The 20,507-nt window shown below is 67.4% G+C and carries 18 protein-coding genes, 2 tRNA genes and 2 pseudogenes; 6 read left to right on the forward strand and 16 right to left on the reverse strand.

The features are described 5' to 3' along the window. Nucleotides 1–114: 114 nt before the first annotated feature. The 4 genes from ACT9TC_RS05955 to ACT9TC_RS05970 all read left to right on the forward strand — a co-directional run bounded on the left by ACT9TC_RS05955 (nucleotide 115) and on the right by ACT9TC_RS05970 (nucleotide 4,593). The gene (locus ACT9TC_RS05955) at nucleotides 115–1,191 is read left to right on the forward strand and encodes a sugar ABC transporter substrate-binding protein (protein WP_458042480.1); all 1,077 of its coding nucleotides are present in this window, start codon (nucleotides 115–117) and stop codon (nucleotides 1,189–1,191) included. 83 nt (nucleotides 1,192–1,274) lie between these two features. Beyond that, a complete protein-coding gene (locus ACT9TC_RS05960) occupies nucleotides 1,275–2,063 on the forward strand; it encodes an ATP-binding cassette domain-containing protein (RefSeq protein WP_458042481.1) in 789 nt (262 codons plus the stop codon). Beyond that, a complete protein-coding gene (locus tag ACT9TC_RS05965; RefSeq protein ID WP_458042482.1) occupies nucleotides 2,060–3,328 on the forward strand; it encodes a sugar ABC transporter permease in 1,269 nt (422 codons plus the stop codon). Before ACT9TC_RS05960 ends, ACT9TC_RS05965 begins: the two co-directional genes overlap by 4 nt. Before the next feature lie 47 nt (nucleotides 3,329–3,375). Then, nucleotides 3,376–4,593, forward strand: a complete 1,218-nt coding sequence (locus tag ACT9TC_RS05970) for a pyridoxal phosphate-dependent aminotransferase (RefSeq protein WP_458042483.1) — start codon at nucleotides 3,376–3,378, stop codon at nucleotides 4,591–4,593. A gap of 22 nt (nucleotides 4,594–4,615) precedes the next feature. On the opposite strand, the gene ACT9TC_RS05975 is transcribed toward ACT9TC_RS05970, so the two are convergent. The 8 genes and pseudogenes from ACT9TC_RS05975 to ACT9TC_RS06010 all read right to left on the reverse strand — a co-directional run bounded on the left by ACT9TC_RS05975 (nucleotide 4,616) and on the right by ACT9TC_RS06010 (nucleotide 10,166). Continuing rightward, nucleotides 4,616–5,584: a zinc-binding dehydrogenase gene (locus tag ACT9TC_RS05975; RefSeq protein WP_458042877.1), complete on the reverse strand. Its 969-nt coding sequence runs from the start codon at nucleotides 5,582–5,584 to the stop codon at nucleotides 4,616–4,618. After that, nucleotides 5,545–5,832: pseudogene (locus tag ACT9TC_RS05980) on the reverse strand (aldehyde dehydrogenase family protein); the annotation flags it as partial. The gene ACT9TC_RS05975 and the pseudogene ACT9TC_RS05980, both read right to left, overlap by 40 nt. A gap of 28 nt (nucleotides 5,833–5,860) precedes the next feature. Continuing rightward, complete coding sequence (locus ACT9TC_RS05985) at nucleotides 5,861–6,997, reverse strand: UDP-N-acetylmuramate dehydrogenase (protein WP_458042484.1); 1,137 nt, start codon at nucleotides 6,995–6,997, stop codon at nucleotides 5,861–5,863. A gap of 7 nt (nucleotides 6,998–7,004) precedes the next feature. Next, the gene (locus ACT9TC_RS05990; protein ID WP_458042485.1) at nucleotides 7,005–7,421 is read right to left on the reverse strand and encodes a MaoC/PaaZ C-terminal domain-containing protein; all 417 of its coding nucleotides are present in this window, start codon (nucleotides 7,419–7,421) and stop codon (nucleotides 7,005–7,007) included. Further along, a complete protein-coding gene (locus ACT9TC_RS05995) occupies nucleotides 7,418–7,864 on the reverse strand; it encodes an FAS1-like dehydratase domain-containing protein (RefSeq protein ID WP_458042486.1) in 447 nt (148 codons plus the stop codon). The genes ACT9TC_RS05990 and ACT9TC_RS05995 overlap by 4 nt, the downstream gene beginning before the upstream one ends. A gap of 28 nt (nucleotides 7,865–7,892) precedes the next feature. Continuing rightward, complete coding sequence (locus ACT9TC_RS06000; protein ID WP_458042487.1) at nucleotides 7,893–8,717, reverse strand: sulfite exporter TauE/SafE family protein; 825 nt, start codon at nucleotides 8,715–8,717, stop codon at nucleotides 7,893–7,895. 71 nt (nucleotides 8,718–8,788) lie between these two features. After that, on the reverse strand, nucleotides 8,789–9,517 hold the full coding sequence (locus tag ACT9TC_RS06005; protein ID WP_458042488.1) for a potassium channel family protein: 729 nt from the start codon (nucleotides 9,515–9,517) through the stop codon (nucleotides 8,789–8,791). Nucleotides 9,518–9,866: 349 nt separating this feature from the next. After that, entirely contained in the window at nucleotides 9,867–10,166 is a 300-nt protein-coding gene (locus ACT9TC_RS06010) for a hypothetical protein (RefSeq protein WP_458042489.1), read from the reverse strand. A 96-nt stretch (nucleotides 10,167–10,262) separates the two neighbouring features. Between ACT9TC_RS06010 and ACT9TC_RS06015 the strand changes: the two genes are divergently transcribed. After that, complete coding sequence (locus ACT9TC_RS06015; RefSeq protein ID WP_458042490.1) at nucleotides 10,263–11,630, forward strand: D-alanyl-D-alanine carboxypeptidase family protein; 1,368 nt, start codon at nucleotides 10,263–10,265, stop codon at nucleotides 11,628–11,630. Between the two features lie 220 nt (nucleotides 11,631–11,850). On the opposite strand, the gene ACT9TC_RS06020 is transcribed toward ACT9TC_RS06015, so the two are convergent. The 4 genes from ACT9TC_RS06020 to ACT9TC_RS06035 form a co-directional block, all read right to left on the reverse strand. Then, a tRNA-Met gene (locus ACT9TC_RS06020) sits at nucleotides 11,851–11,924 on the reverse strand. A 28-nt stretch (nucleotides 11,925–11,952) separates the two neighbouring features. After that, nucleotides 11,953–12,024: transfer RNA gene (locus ACT9TC_RS06025), tRNA-Thr, on the reverse strand. Nucleotides 12,025–12,099: 75 nt separating this feature from the next. After that, complete coding sequence (locus ACT9TC_RS06030) at nucleotides 12,100–13,263, reverse strand: M23 family metallopeptidase (RefSeq protein WP_458042491.1); 1,164 nt, start codon at nucleotides 13,261–13,263, stop codon at nucleotides 12,100–12,102. 151 nt (nucleotides 13,264–13,414) lie between these two features. Beyond that, the gene (locus tag ACT9TC_RS06035; protein ID WP_458042492.1) at nucleotides 13,415–14,209 is read right to left on the reverse strand and encodes an inositol monophosphatase family protein; all 795 of its coding nucleotides are present in this window, start codon (nucleotides 14,207–14,209) and stop codon (nucleotides 13,415–13,417) included. 51 nt (nucleotides 14,210–14,260) lie between these two features. Between ACT9TC_RS06035 and ACT9TC_RS06040 the strand changes: the two are divergent. Then, nucleotides 14,261–15,570, forward strand: a pseudogene (locus tag ACT9TC_RS06040) (phytoene desaturase family protein). A 3-nt stretch (nucleotides 15,571–15,573) separates the two neighbouring features. Here the strand turns inward: ACT9TC_RS06040 and ACT9TC_RS06045 are convergent. From ACT9TC_RS06045 to xylA, 4 genes are all read right to left on the reverse strand, one after another. Continuing rightward, nucleotides 15,574–16,467 (reverse strand): hypothetical protein, encoded by an 894-nt coding sequence (locus tag ACT9TC_RS06045; protein ID WP_458042493.1) that lies wholly within the window; start codon nucleotides 16,465–16,467, stop codon nucleotides 15,574–15,576. Nucleotides 16,468–16,886: 419 nt separating this feature from the next. Then, nucleotides 16,887–17,828, reverse strand: a complete 942-nt coding sequence (locus ACT9TC_RS06050) for an aldose 1-epimerase family protein (RefSeq protein WP_458042878.1) — start codon at nucleotides 17,826–17,828, stop codon at nucleotides 16,887–16,889. After that, nucleotides 17,828–19,228 carry a xylulokinase gene (gene xylB / locus ACT9TC_RS06055; RefSeq protein ID WP_458042494.1) on the reverse strand — a complete coding sequence of 467 codons (1,401 nt, stop codon included), beginning with the start codon at nucleotides 19,226–19,228 and terminating at the stop codon, nucleotides 17,828–17,830. Before xylB ends, ACT9TC_RS06050 begins: the two co-directional genes overlap by 1 nt. Nucleotides 19,229–19,258: 30 nt before the next feature. Beyond that, nucleotides 19,259–20,455, reverse strand: a complete 1,197-nt coding sequence (xylA, locus tag ACT9TC_RS06060) for a xylose isomerase (protein ID WP_458042495.1) — start codon at nucleotides 20,453–20,455, stop codon at nucleotides 19,259–19,261. Nucleotides 20,456–20,507: the final 52 nt, after the last annotated feature.

The raw sequence follows: 20,507 nt of genomic DNA on the forward strand, positions 1-20,507 counted from the left end.
CGCTCCCAATCATTCTTGCGTTCAACTCTTGACGTTAGCCATCCGCATCGTCATGATCGACCTGCGGGGCACTGATGCCCCGGCAATCGCATATTCATTGTGGAAGGGCGAAAGATGAAGAAATCTCTGCTGCTCCCGGCGCTCGCCGCCGTCGGAGCCTCGGCGATGCTGCTGGCCGGCTGTTCCGGTTCGGGCACACCGTCGTCATCGGAAGGCGGCGGGGGCGACGCCGCTGGGCGCGCCTGCGTGATCCTTCCGGACGCCGCATCCTCCCCGCGTTGGGAGAACTTCGACCGCAAGTACCTGCAGGAGGGCCTCGAAGGGGCCGGGTTCGAGGTCGACATCCAAAACGCGCAGGGCGACGTCAACAAGTACTCCACGATCGCAGACCAGCAGCTCACCCAGGGTTGCGGCGTCATGCTGCTCGTCGACTACCAGGGCGCGGCCGAGGCAGTCGCAGCGAAGGCCAAGACCGAGGGCATCCCGGTCATCGCCTACGACCGCCCCTTCGAGGGCGCCGACTACTACGTGTCGTTCGACAACGTCGAGGTGGGGCGCATGGAGGGCCAGACGGTGCTCGATGGCCTCGAGGCGGCCGGCAAGGACCCGGCCTCCGCGGTCGTCGTCTACATGGGCGGAGACCCCACCGACGGCAACGCGGCGATGTTCAAGGAGGGTGCCGTCGAAGTGATGGAAGCCGCCGGGATCAAGCCCGCCGAAGAGCCCCCGGGAATCTGGGACCAGGCCAAATCGCAGACCAACTTCGAGCAGGCGCTGACCGCGCTCGGCGGCAAGGTCGACGGCGTCTGGGCGGCCAACGACACCAACGCGGCCGGCGTCATCGCTGTCCTGCAGAAGAACAACCTCAGCGGTGTGGCTGTTTCGGGTCAGGACGCGAATGTCGCGGGTCTGCAGAACATCCTGCTGGGATGGCAGACCGCAACGGTCTACAAGCCCGTCAAGGACGAGGCGGAGGCCGCGGTCGAGGTGGCAGTTGCGCTGCTCAGCGGTGAAAAGCCGTCGGCTGACGCGGAACTCGATGACGGAACCCCGTATATCCAGGTCACGCCGATCCTGGTCGGACCGGACATGGTCAACGACGTCATCGCCGCCGGCGACGCCGCATACGACGACGTCTGCACGCCGGATGTCATGGCCGCCTGCGAAGAGTTCGGCGTCACGGCACCGTAGCTCGATCCATCCGGGGGCGTCGCATCGACAGCATGATGCGGCGCCCCCGACAACGCCTCGAACCTGACCCTCGAAGGAACGACATGCCAGACCCGATTATCGAATTGGTCGGAGTGAAGAAGTCATTCGGCCCCGTCTCTGTCCTGAAGGGGATCGACCTCAAGGTCTATCCCGGCAAGGTAACCGCACTCGTGGGCGACAACGGAGCGGGAAAGTCCACGCTCATCAAGGGACTCGCCGGGGTTCAGCCCTACGACCAGGGCGAGGTGAGGATCGACGGTGTCCACCGCGACCTGACCACGCCGCGCGAGGCGGCGGCCCTCGGCATCGAGGTCGTCTATCAGGACCTGGCTCTCTGCGACAACCTCGACATCGTCCAGAACATGTTCCTCGGGCGCGAAGAACTCTCATTCGGCACGTTCGACGAGGGCCGGATGGAGAAAGAGGCATCCGACACGCTGCGCTCCCTCTCGGTACGCACCGTGAAGTCCGTGCGTCAGCGCGTCTCGTCGCTCTCCGGAGGCCAGCGCCAGACCGTCGCCATCGCTCGTGCCGTCCTCAAGAAGGCGCGCGTCGTGATCCTCGACGAACCGACCGCCGCCCTCGGCGTCGCCCAGACCGAACAGGTGCTCAACCTCGTTCGCCGCCTCTCCGAACAGGGCGTCGCGGTCGTCCTCATCAGCCACAACCTGGCCGACGTCTTCGAGGTCGCAGACGACGTCGCGGTGCTCTACCTGGGGCAGCTCGTCGCACAGCTCGAGGTCTCGCAAACGACGCGTGACGACATCGTCGGGTACATCACCGGCACCAAGACACCCCCCGGATTCACCGTCCAAGAGACCAGCACGATCGCCACGGGAGGCGCAGAATGACCACCCCCTCGAAGGACGCCACCCCGCCCCTCACGAGCGAGGGCATGATCGGCTCCGGCATAGAAGGCGGTCTGATCGACCAGGTCAAGGCCTGGTGGCAGCGGGTCCGCTCCGGCGACATGGGCGCTCTCCCCGCCATCGGCGGACTCGTGGTACTGGGCATCCTCTTCAGCGCACTGAGCCCGTACTTCCTCACGGAACGAAATTTCGCGAACCTCATGAACCAGGCATCGACCCTGGTGATGCTCGGGATCGCGCTCGTCTTCGTCCTCTTGCTCGGCGAGATCGACCTGTCGGCCGGTGTGACGGGCGGCGTGGCGATGGCCCTCTTCGTCGTCCTGAACGGACAGTTCGGCGTTCCGTGGCCCCTTGCGTTGCTGATCGGTTTCGCGGTCGGCTTCGGCACTGGCGCTCTGATCGGGTTCTTCGTGGCGAGGGTGGGGATACCCTCGTTCGTCGTCACGCTCGGCCTGTTCCTCGGGTATCAGGGTCTCGCTCTGCTGATCATCGGCGACGGTGGCCTGTACCGCCTCCAGATCCCCGAGCTCGTCGCCATCCAAAACAGCAACCTGCCGGTCTGGGCGGGTTGGGCTCTGCTGGCAATCATGCTCCTCATCTCCGGCGGGACCTCGTGGTGGGATCGCAGGCGCCGCACTCGGGCGGGCGTACCCAATCGGACGATCACCGTGGTGTGGATCAAGCTCGCCGCCATCGCGCTCATCGGCGGCTTGGTCGTGTACGTCCTCAACCAGAACCGCGGGCAGTCCATCGTCGCGGTCGAGGGCGTACCGGTCATCGTGCCGATCGTGCTCGTGGTGCTCTGGCTGGGGACGCTTCTGCTCGACCGCACCAAGTTCGGCCGCTACATCTACGCGATCGGCGGCAACAAAGAGGCCGCACGGCGCTCGGGCGTCAAAGTCCGGCTCGTCATGTGGTGGGCATTCGTGATCTGCTCGACCCTCGCCGTGCTGTCGGCCCTGTTCAGTGTCGCCCGCGTGGGCTCGGTCGACGCGACAGTCGGTCGAGAGATCGTGCTGAGCGGCGTGGCCGCCGCGGTCGTCGGCGGGGTCAGCCTGTTCGGCGGCAAGGGCCGTCTCGTTCACGCGGCAATCGGCGCCCTCGTCATCTCGGTCATCACCAACGGGCTGGGTCTGCTGGGGTTGCCGGCCGGTATCAACCTGCTGGTGACGGGTGGGGTGCTGATTCTGGCCGCCACGGTTGACGCCCTCTCTCGCCTGCGGTCGGGGGGCGGTTCGCGAGTGTAGGGGCGGTGGGAGGGCGGGGCGCGGGTCACGCGACTACGATTCAAGACGTGACCGAACGCGCTCCGCTCTCCCGCAAACTGTCCGCTATCGCCGAGTCGGCGACCCTCAAGGTCGATGCGAAAGCGAAGGCTCTCAAGGCCGCCGGGCGTCCCGTCATCTCCTACGCAGCGGGCGAGCCTGACTTCGCCACCCCCCAGTTCATCGTCGATGCCGCGGCCGAAGCGCTGCACGACCCCGCCAACTACCGTTACACCCCCGCGGCGGGCCTGCCGGTGTTGCGTGAGGTGATCGCGGCCAAGACCCTGCGCGATTCCGGGCTCGAGGTCGACCCCGCCCAGATCGTCGTGACGAACGGCGGCAAGCAGTCCGTGTACCAGGCGTTCCAGGCCGTCGTGAACCCGGGCGACGAAGTCCTACTCCCCGCACCGTTCTGGACGACCTACCCCGAGGCCATCGCCCTGGCCGACGGCGTGGCCGTCGAGGTTTTCGCCGGCGCCGACCAGGAGTACAAGGTCACCGTCGAGCAGCTCGAGGCCGCGCGCACCGAGCGCACGACCGTTCTGGTCTTCGTCTCGCCCTCCAACCCCACCGGATCCGTCTACACCCTTGAAGAGACCCGGGCCATCGGCGAATGGGCGCTCGAGCACGGCATCTGGGTGATCTCGGACGAGATCTACCAGAACCTCGTCTACCCTTCGACAGGCTCAGGGCGAGCCACCCGAGCGGTCTCGATCGTCGAGGCGGTTCCCGCCCTGGCCGACCGCACGATCCTGGTCAACGGCGTCGCCAAGACATACGCCATGACCGGATGGCGGGTGGGCTGGATGGTCGGCCCGCGCGATGCGATCGCGCTCGCGTCCAACCTGCAGTCGCACCTCTCGAGCAACGTCAACAACATCGCGCAGCGCGCCGCACTTGCTGCGCTGTCCGGACCGCAGGACGAGGCCGAGACGTTCCGGCTCGCGTTCGATCGCCGCAGGCGACTCATCGTCGATGAGCTGTCGAAGATCGAGGGCGTGGTCGTACCGGTGCCCCTCGGCGCCTTCTACGTCTACCCGGACGTCACCGGGCTGCTCGGGCGCGAATGGGGCGGCCGTACCCTGAACACGTCGCTCGAACTCGCCGACTTCATCCTCGAAGAGGCCGAGGTCGCGGTCGTGCCGGGCGAGGCATTCGGACCGAGCGGATACCTGCGCCTCTCGTACGCGCTCGGCGACGACCAGTTGCTGGAGGGCATCCGGCGCCTCCAGCAACTGTTCGCCTGACCGAGCGGGCTCGCGAGCGGCGTCAGAACCGGGTGATGACGCTCCGAGCGGTTCGCCCCGTGCGGAGCTGCTCGTAGGCCTCGTCGATGTCGTCGAGGCCGATCTCGGCTGAGATCAGGTCCGTCAGGTTCAGCCGACCCTGGAGGAAGAGCGAGGCGTAGAACGGGATGTCGCGCTTGATGTTCGCGTGCCCCATGTAGACGCCCTGCACCTTCTTCTGCCAACGCAGAAAATCGTTCGGGTCGAGCTCGATCGTCGAGCCCGCCCGGTGGATCCCGATCAGGCTGGCGGTGCCCCCGACGGCGAGCATGGCGATGGCCTGGAGCGCGGTGTCCTTCCGCCCGATCACCTCGAACGCGTGGTCCACGCCCCCGTCCGTCAGTTGCTGCACCGCTGCGACGGCATCCCCATTCCGACCGTTGACGACATCGGTCGCTGCGAACCCGCGAGCGAGTTCGAGCTTCTCGTCGTTCAGGTCGATGCCGATGATCCGAGCGGCACCCGCCAGGCGCGCTCCGCTGATCACATTCAGACCGACGCCGCCGAGACCGATCACGGCAACGGTCTGACCGGGGCGCACTCCCGCCGAATTGATCGCCGCGCCCGCGCCCGTGATGGTGCCGCAACCGAGAACGGATGCCTCGGCGAACGGGACCGCCGGGTCGATCGCGATCAGCTGATTCTCGTGCAGGAGCGCCTGCTCGGCGAATCCCGCCCCGCAGAACTGCACCAGGGATCCGACGACGTGGTCGCCGATCGAGAACTCGGTGACCTCCGGGCCGATACCCGCCACCACTCCCGCGATCTCGTGGCCGAGCACCATCGGGGGCTCCATCCCGAAATTCGTCTCGGCGAAGTGCAGGTCCGAGTGACACAGTCCCGATGCCTTGATATCGTCACCAGGTCTGCGATGTCGGCTCCGCGGCGCTCGAGTTCGTCCGCGAGGTGCTCGAGAAACGTGGCCCGCTCGTCCGGGCTCATGCGCGGCCAGGGTCCGTGGTCGAAGGCGGCGCGCGCGGCTCGTACGGCCGCATCGACGTCGGCCTCGTCGCCGTCGGGTGCCGTTCCGATGATGAGCCGGGTGTACGGGTTCTCGACCTCGATGCGTGCCGAAGTGTGGGGCGTCAGCCACTCTCCGCCCGCGAAGAGTCGGTGGTCGGAATGCGATGTCATCGTCGACATGGGGGCTTTCTCCTGTGGAATCCCTCTGTTTCTATCCGACGCGGACGCGAATGTCATCAGTCCGACTGAAATCGGTCGACCGCGACTACAACTCCACGTCGATCAGCACGGGCTCCGGCTGCAGGATCAGGCCGAACTCCGCCTGCACACGCTGCTGGATGAACCGCGCCAGCTCGGCGATCTCTGCCGCCGTCGCTCCCCCGCGATTCGTCAGCGCGAGCGCGTGTTTCGTCGAGAGACCCGCGCGCGAGCGCGGCAGCGAGAACCCCTTGCGGATCCCCGAGTGCTCGATGAGCCAGGCGGCGCTGAGCTTGACGTCGGGAGCCGAACCGGAGGCCGCGGGCACGATCCCGTCGTACGAAGACAGCGGGATCACGGTGTCGACCTCGACGTCGGGACGCACCGGCCATCGGGGGCATTCGGGCGGCAGCGTCCTCGCGAATGCGGCGGTGACGATCGCGTTCTGGAAGAACGAACCGGCGCTCCATGTATCGGGGTCGGCGTCCTCGAGCACCATGCCCTTCGCCCGACGCGTCGCGAGCACACGCTGGCGCACATCGTGGAGCGTTGCGGATGCCCCGGTTTCGTACCCGAGTGCTCGCCGCAGCTGCTCGCCGCGTACGACGCGCGGTGCGTCGCCGACCTCTTCCAGTTCGAGGGTCACCGACAGGATCACGGACGGACGCTCGGACACCGACCCGTAATGAGCCTTGAAGACCGAGGTGCGAAAGCCCAGCCCGAGTTCTGCGACCGTCACCGCCTCCACTTCGCCCGTCGACTCGTCGATCAGCTCCACCTCGACGAGCGTCTGCTCGATCTCTTGCCCGTACGCGCCCACATTCTGCACGGGCGCCGCCCCGACGGTACCGGGAATGCCCGACATCCCCTCGATCCCGGCCAGACCTTGTTCGACGGTGTACGCGACCAGCTCATCCCAGTCGTGACCCGCCTCGATCCGCAGCCGCGCGAAACCGGGACGCACCGATGGCACACGCTCGATCCCCCGTGTCAGGATCCGTACGACGGTGCCGTCGAACTCGGCATCGCCGACGAAGAGGTTCGATCCCCCGCCGAGCGCCAACCACGGTTCATCCGTCGCCCACACCTCGCGAAGCACCGCAACGAGCTCGTCGCGGGTGTTCGCCGCGATCATGCGCGACGGCAGACCACCCGTGCGCAGCGTCGTCAGCTGAGCGAGGGGGATGGGATCGATGTCGGGCATGCGCGCCTCAGCCCAGCCGGACGCGTACCTGCGCCTTGCCGAGCACGGTCGTCTCGGCGTGCGAGACCACGAGATCGATGCGTGCGGTGCCGGCGGCCTCGTCGACCTCGGCGACGGTCGCCACAACCCGGACGTCCGCACCCTCTGCGGCGTCGACCACGACGGGGCGGGTGAAGCGCACGCCGTAGTCGGTGATGCGGCCGGCGTCGCCGATCCACGGGATGATCGTCGAGCCCGCGAGACCCATCGTCAACATGCCGTGCGCCAAGACACCCGGCAGACCGACACGAGCCGCGACCTCGTCGCTGTAGTGGATGGGGTTGAAGTCGCCCGACGCGCCGGCGTAGCGCACGAGAGACTCGCGGGTGAGGTGGACGGTGCGCTCGGCGACGACTTCGCCGACGGTGGGGAGCAGGCCGGTCATTCTTCGCCGCCGATCAGCAGGATGGATGTCGCGGTCACGACATGAGCGCCCGAGGCATCCGTGATCTCGGCTTCACTCGTCACCATGGCGCCTTTGCCGATCGCGCGGACACCCGTGACCGCGAGCCGGCCGGTCAGCTCGTCGCCCGCGACGATCGGCCTCGAGTAACGGAACTTCTGCTCGGCGTGGATCGTTCGCTCGAGCACGACGCCCGAGTCGGGTTCTGCGAGCAATTGCTGCAAGGTGTGGTCTTGGATCACCATCGCGAAGGTCGGCGGTGCCACGACATCCGCGTAGCCGAGTGCCTGCGCGGCCGCGACGTCGGTGTGCGAGGGGTCTGTCGCGAACACGGCGCGCGCGAACTCGCGCACCTTTTCGCGACCGACGAGGTAGGGCTCGGTCGGCGGGAAGTCACGACCGACGAGCTCGGGGTTCACTGGCACCCCGCCATCCTATGACGGCGTACGGGCCCTACTTGGATCGCCCGCGGATCGCCCGCACCAGGATCTGCAAGGTGATGAAGAAGAGGAACACCGCGAAGATGATGTTGGCCGTGAACGGGTCGATGCTCTTGGTGATGATCGCACCGAGTGCGGTCGTGGTGCACGCGGCACCCCCGATGAGAGCAGCACCCAGGAGGTTGACGTTCTTGCGGCGCACGTTGCCGAAAGTTCCTGACAGGGCCGTAGGGATCATCATCAGGAGGCTGGTTCCACGCGCGATCAGATCGCTCGTCCCGAACAGCAGCATCAGCGCCGGGACCACGATGATTCCGCCACCGACGCCGAGCAATCCCGAGAGCACGCCTGTAATAAGCCCGAGCCCGATGAGTCCCAGCACGATGAGGACATCGAGCTCGAAGGGCTCGCCGCGACTCGGGATGACGAGGAAAAGGCTGACGATGACCACGATGAGGAACGCCGCGAAGCCGAACTGCAGCACGCGCACCGGGACGCGCGGCAGCAGCCACGTTCCGACCTGCGCACCGATCACGGCGCCCCCGGCCAGGATCAGTGCGGGGATCCAGGCGACGTCATCGCTGAGCGCGTACGAGATGACGCCGACGCTCGCCGCCGGGATGATCGCGGCGAGCGACGTCCCCGAGGCCAGCCGCTGGGGGTAGGCGAGCATCAGCACGAGAAGCGGAACGATGACGACGCCACCGCCGACGCCGAACATTCCCGAGAGAAGTCCCGCGAAGAGCCCCACCGAGATGTGCAGGATGACCCGTCCCGGCGTCCAGCGATAGCCCTCGACGACTTCGCCGTCCCCACCGTTTGCACCACGTCTTGGCATTGCCCGGCCCTTCCGCCCTCGCGGGCACACCAGAAAACCCTAGTCCAGGCCCGGCCGCGCGCCCGCCGCGCTCAGGCGTCAGGCGTCCGCCCTGTCGACGACGAATCGGTCGGCGCGCCGAGCGCCGCGAGCTGCGCCGAGAGTTTGCGTACCTCAGCCCGGGTCGCCGGCTGGTACTCCTCGTGGCCGGCGGTGGCGCGCTCCGCAACCCACGACGCCAGGGTCGCGGTGCTGATGCCGAGCACGGTGACGCCCGAGAGCATGAGGATCACTGCGACGACGCGTCCCGCTACCGTCACGGGAGTGAAATCGCCGTAGCCGACGGTCGTGATCGTGACGAAGGCCCACCAGATCGCATCGCCGAAGTTGGTGATGTTGGCGTCGGGCGACGCGCGCTCGGCCTCGAGCACCGAGAGCGCCGCGATGTAGACGACGATCAGTGCCGATGCGACACCGTAGATCATGAGGCGGGCGCGCAAGGCGTCACCCGCGGTTCGTCCGAAGGGATGGAACACCGTCAGAACCCGGAGGAGGCGGAGGGGTTTGAGGGCCGGAACGACGACGACCGCGAGCGCGAAGATATGTGCACGGAACCAGGCGCCCTTCTTCGGCGCGAGGAAGAGCTGCACCAGATAGTCCGCGACGAACATGATCCAGGTGACGAGGATGATCGTCGCCGTGATTGCCCTGGGCGCTCCCCGAAGCTCTCCGATGACCTGCCACGAGTACGCGACGATGAAGGCGAACGATGCCACGATCAGCGGCCAGTAGGTCAGCTTGTGCCACCGCTCTTGGGTCATGTCCGCATTCTCTCGGATGGCCCGACACACGCCCGCGCAACTCGCCCGCAACCGGCGCCTAACACTTCCACGAATTATCCACAACTGTCCCCCTTTCGGTGGACAGTAGGTGAACGGTTTTGCTAGGTTACGAGAACCCGATCTCAACGGTGTGACGTGGGGACTGATCACCGTGTCTTATTGCTGTGCGATCTGATCCGCGCTGAAGAGCGCGTGTTTTTTCGTGCCATAAGACGAATGTTCGTGGGGAATCAGGATAGCCCTCTCGTGTCGACGGCTGGGGAAGACGACGACGCGAGAGGGCCCTTCTGTGCGCGCAGCAATCGCGCACGGCGAGTACGCGTGCTTGCTAGTCCCGAGACATCAGGGCGGTACGGGGCGGACCCCGGTGCGGAATGGGGACCGGTCGCTCAGACCGGGAGCGCGCTTCGCGCCGCTGCAGGTCACGCACGACCGCGATCGGCGAGCTGTACCGCGCGGGGAAAGGCAGATCGAGGAGCCACTCGACCTCGACCTCGTCTGCGTCGACCTCGTAGATTCGCGCGACGGTGCGGCGTGGATCTCCGAGCGGCCGTCCCAGGTCGAGTACGAGCCACATCATCGTGGTGGTCGGCTGCAACGCATAGTGCGGATTGTGGATGCTGGACATGGTTCTCCAACCGTTGTCCATCCAGTGTGCGGCGGCACTTCGGCATCTCCGTCCCCCTTGACAACGGGGCGCGTTCATGCCCTCCGCTGGGCCGTCATGCGAACCCGAGCGCTCTCCACGTTGCCGAGAGAGCGCTGGACGCGGGGAGTGTTCGGGCGACAGGATGGGGAGTCTGAGCTCGACGGACGGGGGCCCGCAATCACGACTCCCGCGATCCGACGACGTCGGCGCCGGAGGGGCTGGCTGATCCTCGCGCTCGTCCTCGCGGTCGTGTTCGCGTCGACCGGCGGGTATGTCGCGTGGGCTCTGAACGCTCCTCTCCCCGAGCCCGTGGTCGAGTGGCAGGCACCGGATGCCTCGATTCCGCCGGCGGCGACCATCGCGATGCCTGTCGAGGGTTCCGCCGCGATCAGCGTCGCTGGCGCTGACGACTATCTCGGGTCGGAGGCGAGTGGCATCTGGATGTCGAGCGGCGCGCCGGATTCTCGGCCGATGGCGAGCATCAGCAAGCTGATCACTGCGCTCGTGATCTTGGACGCGAAGCCACTCACGAGCGCGGACGACCCCGGTCCGACAATCGCCTTCGACGAGGCTGACCGAGATCTGTTCGACAAGTACTACGTGCTCGGGGCGACGGTTGCCGAGATGCCCCGGGGCACGTCGATGTCACTGCACGACGCGCTCGCGACGATGCTGATCCCGTCGGCGAGTAACTATGCAGAGGCGGTGTCGACCTGGGCGTTCGGGTCGCAGGGCGCTTTCGTGAGCGCGGCACGGCAGTGGCTTGCGGAGAACGGTCTGACCGGCACGACGATCGTCGAACCCACGGGCCTCAGCCCCCGCAGCGTGAGCACTCCGAGCGACATGATCGCGATCGGAAAGATCGCGGCAGCCAACCCGGTGATCGCGCAGATCGCGGCGACGCCGACGCTGACCCTGCCCGGTCCGGGGACGATGTCCAACACGAACGGCCTGCTGGGCACATCCGGAATCACCGGTCTCAAGACCGGAACGCTCGGCGAGAACGACTACACGTTGCTCTACACGGCGACGCTCGATGTCGGCACGGGTCAGCCGCTGACCGTCACCGGCGTCATGCTGGGTGGGTTCTCGCGCGACTCCGTCAGCACGGGAGTCGTCTCCCTGCTCGACAGCATCCGCGGAGGTTTCCACGACGTCCCCCTGTCTGAGCGTGGTCAACAGGTCGGTACCTACACGACGGCATGGGGATCAGCCGGACGGATGGTCTTGCTCGACAGCGCCTCGATCCTGACCTGGTCTGACGCCCCCATCGCCGTAACCATGGACACGACGACGCCCGAGACATATCAGGACGGCGAGTCCGTCGGCACCATAACGTGGACCGCGGGGCCGAACACCGCGACGGCTGACGTGACCCTCGAGGGCGGGATCGAGCAGCCGACCGCCTGGTGGCGGCTGACGCACCCCGGCGAGCTCGGGTAGCCCCGCCCGCGCGTGACGCGCCAACTGCTCCGCCGACGAAAGAAGCGCCCCACGAGGGGGCGCTTCTTTCGTAGCGGGAGCGGGGCTTGTCCCCACCGCCTCTCCACACGCCGCTGCGCGGCGCGCGGAGCCTCTGGCGGCGTGGGCCCACCCGCGCATGACGCGCCAACCGACCACGCCCACAACGAAAGAAGCGCCCCACGAGGGGGCGCTTCTTTCGTAGCGGGAGCGGGGCTTGAACCCGCGACCTCACGATTATGAGTCGTGCGCTCTCACCAACTGAGCTACCCCGCCACACCGCATCCCGGTCCAGGATGCTGCGAGCCCCGAGTCAGGATTGAACTGACGACCCCTTCCTTACCATGGAAGTGCTCTACCACTGAGCTATCGGGGCGCACCCGCAAAGCGGGCAACCACAAGAGAATACCATCGGCGAGGCACCGACCTGAAACCGAGGCGACCTCGCGGATCAGCCGCCCGCGTGCTCGCGCAGCCAGGGCAGCGGATCGATGCGTGCGCCGTTGACGAACACCTCGAAGTGCAGGTGCGCTCCGTACGACAGACCGGTGTCGCCGACGTGCCCGAGAACCGTACCGGCCTCGACGACGTCGCCGGGCTTGACCTGCAGCGAGCCGTACAGCATGTGCGCGTAGTGGGTCGAGAAGACCTCGCCGTTGATCTCGTGATCGATCATGACGTGCACACCGAACGCGCCACCACTCTCGTTCGCGACGCGAACGGTTCCTGCGGCGACGGCCTGGATCTCGGCACCCTCACCCGGCGTGAAGTCGAGGCCGTAGTGGAACGACCCCCAGCGCGGGCCGTAACCATCCGAGATGGGAACGCCGACGGCGAACGGCCACTGGATGGGAGCGCTCGGGTCGTTGATGAAGAAATTGGTGTGGCGGCTGATGCCGGTCGCCGCCGCGATGTCGCTGAAGGTGGCCGTCGAGTACTTCTCGTCCCGGTTGAGCTCGGTGTCGGCTCCCTCGGGAGCGACGAATGCCTGGATCTCGTCCTCTTCCGCCACCTCGTCGTCGGACGCAACCGTGATCGATGTGACGGAGTCGGCTTGGGTCGCCGCGGCGAGCGCCTCGGCGGGGACGGTCACCGCGAGGGTCAGAAGCCCAACGGCCGCCATGACACCCATGCTGAAGCCGGTGGCAGCCACGCGCCTCAACGCGGACCCCGAGCGACGGGCACGGCGCGGCGCGCGGTGTGAAGCGGATGCCGGATCCTCCGGCTCAGCGGCGGTGGGTTCGGAGACCGGCACGATCACCGGGTTCTCGCCGGTGAAGCTGAAGAGGCGAGCGGCTACCTCACAGGCATCCGAGACGTCGCTGTCGACGGACTGAGACGCGGGCGTCAGATCGGCCGGGGATGGAACGAGCGGAGCGGACGAACCCGAAGCTGTGACGGACTCGACGATCGAAAGGTCGCTCAGGCGAGCCTGTCGACGGCTCTGCGGAGCATCCTGAATTGCTGCTCGCCGACGAGCGGCACGCGTCTCGGAATCAGCCGATGATCGTGTCGCGGCGGAATCGGAGGCGGAGTCCTGGGCAGACGCAGAGGCGTCGGCACGTCGAGCACGGCGTGTGAGGCCGAACTCCGACTCGGGGGCGTCGGGCTGCAAGCGGATGGAACTCTCGGATCAGGATCGCGGGGGGACGCGACGGGCTCGGGTTCTTGCTCCTGAGATTTTCGTCAGATCCGTTCGGGCGGATATAACGAATAGGTAAACACTAGCCCGTCGGGACTGAGAAAGCCATGTGTGAGCCGACTGCTCAACGGGCGAGCACGGCCTCCAGCGATCCGTAGAATTCGGGGCTCGCGGCGATCAGCAGGTCGCGTCCCGCGGGCGCTCCCCCCAGCCCGCCGACGATTCCGCCGGCCTCGCTGACGAGCAGCGATCCAGCCGCCATGTCCCACGGCCACAGGCCCCACTCGTAGTACGCGTCGAATCTTCCCGCGGCGACGAAGGCGAGATCGAGCGACGCCGCGCCGATACGACGGATGTCTCGAGCAAGCGGCAGCACCCGCCCCAGAATCTCGAACTGCTGCGTGCGGCGCTCGGGGTCGTAGCTCATCCCGGTTGCGATGAGCGCGCCGGATGCATCCGGTTCGCCACGGATCGCGAGCCGCTGCGAACCGAGGTGGGCGCCTTCGCCACGCGCCGCGCGGAAGAGCTCGCCGGTGGCGGGGTTGTTGACGACGCCCGCGACCGCGGTCCACGTCGCCGGGTCGGGTGGCCCCTCGACGACGCCGATAGACACGGCATACGCGGGGATGCCGTAGGCGTAGTTGACGGTGCCGTCGATCGGGTCGACCACCCACGTCAGACCCGAGGACCCCTCTTCGGCCGCAGACTCTTCGCCGAAGAATCCGTCGTCGGGGCGCGCCTGGGCGATACGGTCGCGGATCAGGCGCTCGACCTCGCGATCGGCCTCGGTGACGATGTCGGCGAGGCCCGACTTGGTCGCCGCGATGGCGACTCCCTGATCACGCCGGGTGCGAGCGAGCTCGCCGGCCTCCCGCGCGATCTCAACGGCCAAAGACAAAAGCTGCGCGTCTGAATCCACGCACCTACGCTACCCATGCGTTCTCGGCGCCGCGCACCCTAGGGTGGGCGCATGACGCGCTCGAGCGGCCCGCACAACCTTCACGATGTCGTGATCGTGGGAGGCGGTCACAACGCGCTCGTCGCCGCCGCCTACCTCGCGCAGGCAGGCCGGAGCGTCCTGCTGCTCGAGCGCCTCGCCCATGTTGGCGGCGCCGCGGTTTCGGAGCGCCCATGGGCGGGAGTCGATGCGCGCATCTCGCGTTATTCGTACCTCGTGAGCCTGCTCCCCGCCTCGATCGTGCGCTCGGTGAGCTCGTCCGCGGATCGGTGCGGTCGGATCTGGCGCGCGGAATCGTCATGACAGACGGGCTGATCGGCACCTTCGCATCGTCGGACGACGCCTCGCTACGCCAGAACCGCTGCTTTCTGTACCACGTGATCGGCGGCGGTACGGGCGACTGGGACGTCCCGGTAGGCGGCATGGGCAGCGTGACAGACGCCCTGCGCGACGCCGCCGCGCGCGCTGGAGCGACCTTGCGTGTGAACGCGGAAGTTGTCGGCGTGAGCCCCGATGGTGAGGTCACGCTGGAGGATGGCGAGCGTGTCGCCGCTCGACTCGTGCTGAGCGGTGTGGGACCTGCCGTTCTCGATCGACTTCTCAGCGCGGACGAGACCGACCGGGCCGCGGCTACCCGGGGAGTAGAGGGAGCGCAGGTCAAGGTGAATATGTTGTTGCGCGGCCTGCCGCGGCTGCGCGATCGCGCTGTGGATCCGACATCCGCGTTCGCGGGAACGTTCCATGTCAACGAGACACTCACGCAGCTTGACGCCGCCTACGCCGAAGCCGAGGCCGGCCGGGTTCCGTCACCCCTCCCCGCGGAGATCTATTGCCACTCGTTGACCGACCCGTCGATCCTCGGCCCCGACCTGCGTGCCGAGGGCGCGCAGACGCTGACGCTGTTCGGTTTGCATGCACCCCATCGACTCGCGACGGAGCGGGACGCGGATGCCGCGCGCACCGAGCTGCTCGCGGCCGCTCAAGCGTCGCTCGACAGCGTGCTTGCCGAGCCCATCGAGAACGTGATCTACCGAGCCTCGGACGGGACCCCCTGCGTCGAAGCACGAACGACTCTTGATCTGCAGGATTCGCTCGGCATGGTTGCCGGCGATATCTTCCACGGCCCCTTGTCGTGGCCGTGGCTCGACGAAGAATCGGATGCGCATGGCGAGAGGTCACGCGGTCCGGCCGAACGCTGGGGCGTCGAGACAACGCACCCGCGCATTCCGCTCTGTGGAGCGGGTGCGCGGCGCGGTGGCGGCGTCAGCGGCGTGGGAGGCCAGAACGCGGCGATGGCCGCGCTCGAGATCCTCTCGCGATAGAACTCAGGAAGGCGGCGTCGCCTCGGGCGTGGGCATCGTCGGAACTGCGGGCGCAGCGGCCGGGGGCGCGGGCGGCGCCGGCGGAACCGGCGGCGGAGTCGATGCAACCGCCTGCGGCTGGTACGCCGCCTGCTGCGTGGGATAACCGGTGTAGTAGGCGTTCCAGTCGGGCGAACCGTCGGCGAGCGCCGGGAGCGGCGTGACACCGTCGACATAGGTCGGCCAGGTGGGAGCCGGCACGGGCGGAGCGGGGGGCGCGACACGGCGCGGCCCGTCCAGCGCCTTAACGAGAGGCACCAGTGCGGTCCCGACCGCGGCCAGGATCGCGATCGCGACGACGACCCGCCAGTAGAAGTCCGAGAAGTCGACGGCGCGGGCCAGCAGCAGCGGCAGGATGAGCAGGATCGCGAGAACCGCGACGAGGGCAACCGTGATCGGCACGACGACGCGCGAGAAGGCCGTCCGCGGCTCGCCCTTGGTGAACAGGCGAATGTGCAGGATCGCCAGCCGCAGCACGATGACAATGCCGACGAACTCGAAGAACCGAACCACAGGCGAGGCACCCCACGGCCAACCCCAGTCCATGGGCGCCCAGATCTTGATGGCGCCAGCGAGCAGTGCGAGCACCCACCCGATCATGCTCACGAGCACATACCACTGCGGACGCCGGGGCGCGACGCTCGCGTCGAGCAGCGCAGCGCCGGCAAAGGCGGTGAGCAACACGATCGTGAGGAACGCCCGGCCGATCAGCCCGTTCTGGTCACCGATCAGCACCCACACGACACAAACCAGAGCCGCGGCGATGAGCGCACCGATCGCGATCCACACCGCGATCTTCCAATAGGGGCTGCGGGCTTCTTCGGTCTCCGCGTGCGGTGCGCCGTGCGGCTGCGACATGGTGGCTCTCTTCGATCACGTGGGAACGGATGCGTCCCATCCTGACAGGTGCCTGCGCGCAAGCGACGAGCAGTTCCGACGACCTGTGGACGACACCACGATCAGGAGTCGTGGGGAGGGGCCGGAGAAAAGAATTGGCCCCCTCGGGTGGCCCATTGGGGACTGGGCGACTCGAGGGGGCCCCGCTTCCTTCCCATCCGATCGCAGAACCGCTTGGGGAAACGGGCCGCCCAACGCTGGGGACGTCGGTTCGAATGCTTCAGAAGGAGCTAGAACGAGCATAACCCCAACGCGCACAGCACGTATGTCCCCTCTTTGGGGGACAAATCATAGATTTATGTCCTCTTTTCGGTGGACAACCTGTCAAAACACCGATGAGAGGAGCTCTTGCGAGGGGGGAAATGTGTCACGGGATCTTTTCAGATCCCAGCGATGGTCCAGCTTCCCCCGGCCCGGGATGCCGGGTCAAGGTATATGAGAGAGTTCTCAGAATTGAAGGCATCCGGCGGACAGGTCATCGGCTCGACCGCCAGTCCGATCCGATCGGTCGCTCGCCCAGGTACGTCTGCGGTGTGCACCTGCACCCAGGGGCACGCCTCGTCCCACACCAAGGAAACACCGGAACCGGTGGCATCGGTCAGGCGCACACGCGCTATCCCGTCGTCCCACCGGAGTCCCGTGAAGGCGTGGTCGATGCGCGCATCAGCAATCCGGCGCGGCTGACGGAAGTCGAAGCGACGATGGTCATCTGCGTCCACATTCTGCTCAACCGTGGGGATAAGACGATCTTCCGTGACACCGAGGACGACATCGGCGGGCAGCTCCAGCGTCCAGTCGTCCACGCGTCCCGGGCCCGCAACCAGATACGGGTGTCCGCTGATGCCGAACGGGGCGACCGTGTCGGACATGTTCGTTCCCGTGACGGTCTGCTCGAGCCCGTCCGCGCTCAGGCGGAAGGTCGACTCGATACGTACCCGCCACGGATAGCCCGCCTGCGGCTCGATCTCGGCAGCGAGTGTGACATGGTCAGCGCCCTTGTCCACGGCCTCGAAATCGAGCCATGACACCAACCCGTGCAGGGCGTGACCGCGCTCCGGCTCCGTGAGCGGCAGAGCGTGATCTACCCCACCGAACCGATAACGACCGTCGACGATCCGGTTGGGCCAGGGCGCGAGAGTCACGCCGCGATAGGCGGGCCTGACCTCGTCGGCGTCGAAGGGCACGACGAGATCACGTGCTCCCGACGGACCGCTATGACGCAGCACGCGCAGGGAAGCTCCGACACTCGCGACGACGGCTTGGTAGTCACCCGATCGCAGCAGGTGCTGGGTACCGGATGCTGGGCGTCGTTCGCGCGGAATCACGGACGGAACCCTAGCGCGGCGACCGCGTACCGTGCCCGAATGTCGGGTCGGGTGTCGACGGGCACCTCGATCTCGCCCGCTGCGGCCCAGTCGGGCCAGCCACCCGCGAGCACGGCCGCGGCCTGGCGCGCCGCACCGAGGGCGACGTACTCCCCCGGCGCCGGTACGACGATCGGCAGATCGAAAACCTGCGCGGCAATCGCCGAGACGGCCGGGTTTCGCGCCGCGCCACCGATCAGGAGCAGACGGTGAAGCTCGACGCCCTGGTCACGGATCGCGTCGAGGCCCGCGGCGAGCCCGCAGAGCATGCCCTCGATAGCCGCACGCGCGATCGCCGGCCTCGTGGTGCCGGCGAGGGTCAGACCCGAAAGGGATGCCGTGGCATCCGGCAGATTCGGCGTTCGCTCACCCTCGAAGTACGGCACAAGCACGGGGCTCGCGGGCCCGGGCTCCGCCTCGAGTGCGAGTCGGCCGAGCTCGTCATGATCGACGCCGAGCAAGCCGGCGAACGCGTCGAGCACGCGCGCCGCGTTGAGCGTCGCGACGAGGGGCAAGAAGCGCCCTGTGGCATCGGCAAAGCCGGCGACGGTACCCGCGGCATCCGCAATCGGGGTGTCGGTGACGGCGAAAACCGTTCCCGATGTGCCGATCGAGATGACACCGTCGCCGTCCGCCGCCCCGAGGCCGAGAGCCGCTCCCGCGTTATCGCCCGCGCCGGGACCGACAACAACCCCGCTCGGGGTCGTACCGGCGCGTTCGAGCGGACCCAGCACACGCGGCAGGAGAGCCGCGTGGCCCAGCGCGCGTTCGACCAGATCGGACTGATACCCGTCGGATCCCCAATAGGCGGTGCCGCTCGCATCCGAGCGATCCGTCGTCAGCTCTTCGAGAACCGGGCCGAGCGGCGACCCCGCGGGGCCGAAGCCCCGCAGGCGCCAGGTCAACCAGTCGTGCGGCAACGCGACCGCGGCGACGCGCGCCGCGTTCTCGGGTTCGGCATCGCGCAGCCACCGCAACTTCGTCGCTGTGAAAGACGCGACGGGCACAACACCCGTCCGCTCCGCATATGCCTCAGCCCCGACCTCGGCGATCAGGTCGCGCGCCGCGACGGCCGAACGCGTGTCGTTCCAGAGCAGGGCGGGACGGATGACCTCGCCCCGCGCATCCAGCACGACCATGCCGTGCTGCTGGCCGGCGATCGACACCGCGGCCACGTCGTCGAGCCCACCGGCATCGACGATCGCTGCCTGCAGCGCAACCCACCACGCTTCCGGATCGACCTCGGTGCCATCCGGATGCGTCGACCGACCGGTACGGACGATCCGGCCGGTCGAGGCATCCGCCATGACGACCTTGCACGACTGCGTCGACGAATCGATCCCTGCGACGAGCGTCACGCTGCCGTCCCGCCCTTCACCTGGCGCAACTCAGCCGCGTGCGCCGAGCAGGTGCTCGGTCGCGAGCTGCTGCAGACGGACGAATCCGAAGCCCTTGCCACCCAGGTAGGCGTCGGTGTCGAAGTCCTCGTAAGCCGAGCGGTCGGCGAGGAAGTCGTCGTAAGACTCGCCCTCGTTCAGCGTCGGTACCGAAAGCTCGGGGACCTTCGACGCCTCGAGCGCCTCCTGCACCTCAGGGTCGGCGCGGAAGGCCGCGGCGCGCTCCTTGAGCAGCAGGTAGGTGCGCATGTTGGCAGCGGCCGAGTCCCAGACACCCGTCTCGTCCTCGGTGCGGCTCGGCTTGTAGTCGAAGTGCCGCGGTCCGTCGTATGCCGGCGTGCCGCCCGGGCCGCCGTTCTCCAGCAGGTCGACGAGCGCGAACGCGTTGTGCAGGTCACCGTGACCGAAGACGAGGTCCTGGTCGTACTTGATGCCGCGCTGGCCGTTGAGGTCGATGTGGAAGAGCTTGCCGTGGTACAGCGCCTGGGCGATACCGGCGGCGAAGTTCAGCCCGGCCATCTGCTCGTGGCCGGTCTCGGGGTTGAGGCCCACGAGTTCGGGACGCTCGAGCGAGTCGATGAAGGCCAGGGCGTGACCCAGGGTCGGCAGCAGGATGTCGCCACGCGGCTCGTTGGGCTTCGGCTCGATCGCGAACCGGATGTCGTACCCCTTGTCGGTGACGTAGTCGCCGAGCAGGTTGACGGCCTCGCGGTAGCGCTCGAGGGCCTGACGGATGTCCTTCGCGGCGTCGTATTCGGCGCCCTCACGTCCGCCCCACATGACGAACGTCTTGGCGCCCAGATCGGCGCCGAGGTCGAGCTGGCGGAAGACCTTGCGGAGCGCGAAGCGACGCACGTCGCGGTCGTTCGACGTGAAGCCGCCATCCTTGAACACCGGCGCGCTGAACAGGTTGGTCGTGACCATGGGAATGATCAGGCCAGTGTCGGCGAGAGCGCCCTTCAGCCGGTCGATCTGCTTCTGGCGCTCGGCCTCGCTGGATCCGAACGGGAAGAGGTCGTCGTCGTGGAATGTCAGGCCGTAGGCGCCGAGCTCGGCGAGCTTCTCGACGGCGTGCACGGTGTCGAGGGGAGGCCGCGTCGGTCCGCCGAATGGGTCGGAGCCGTTGTAGCCGACGGTCCAGAGGCCGAAGGAGAACTTGTCGGCGGGAGTGGGCGTGGGGGTGCTCATGGGGTGATCCTGATCCTCGCTGAACGGAAATGTTGTTAGACACAACCTATAC

The organism is Microbacterium sp. HM-570 (assembly GCF_054165885.1).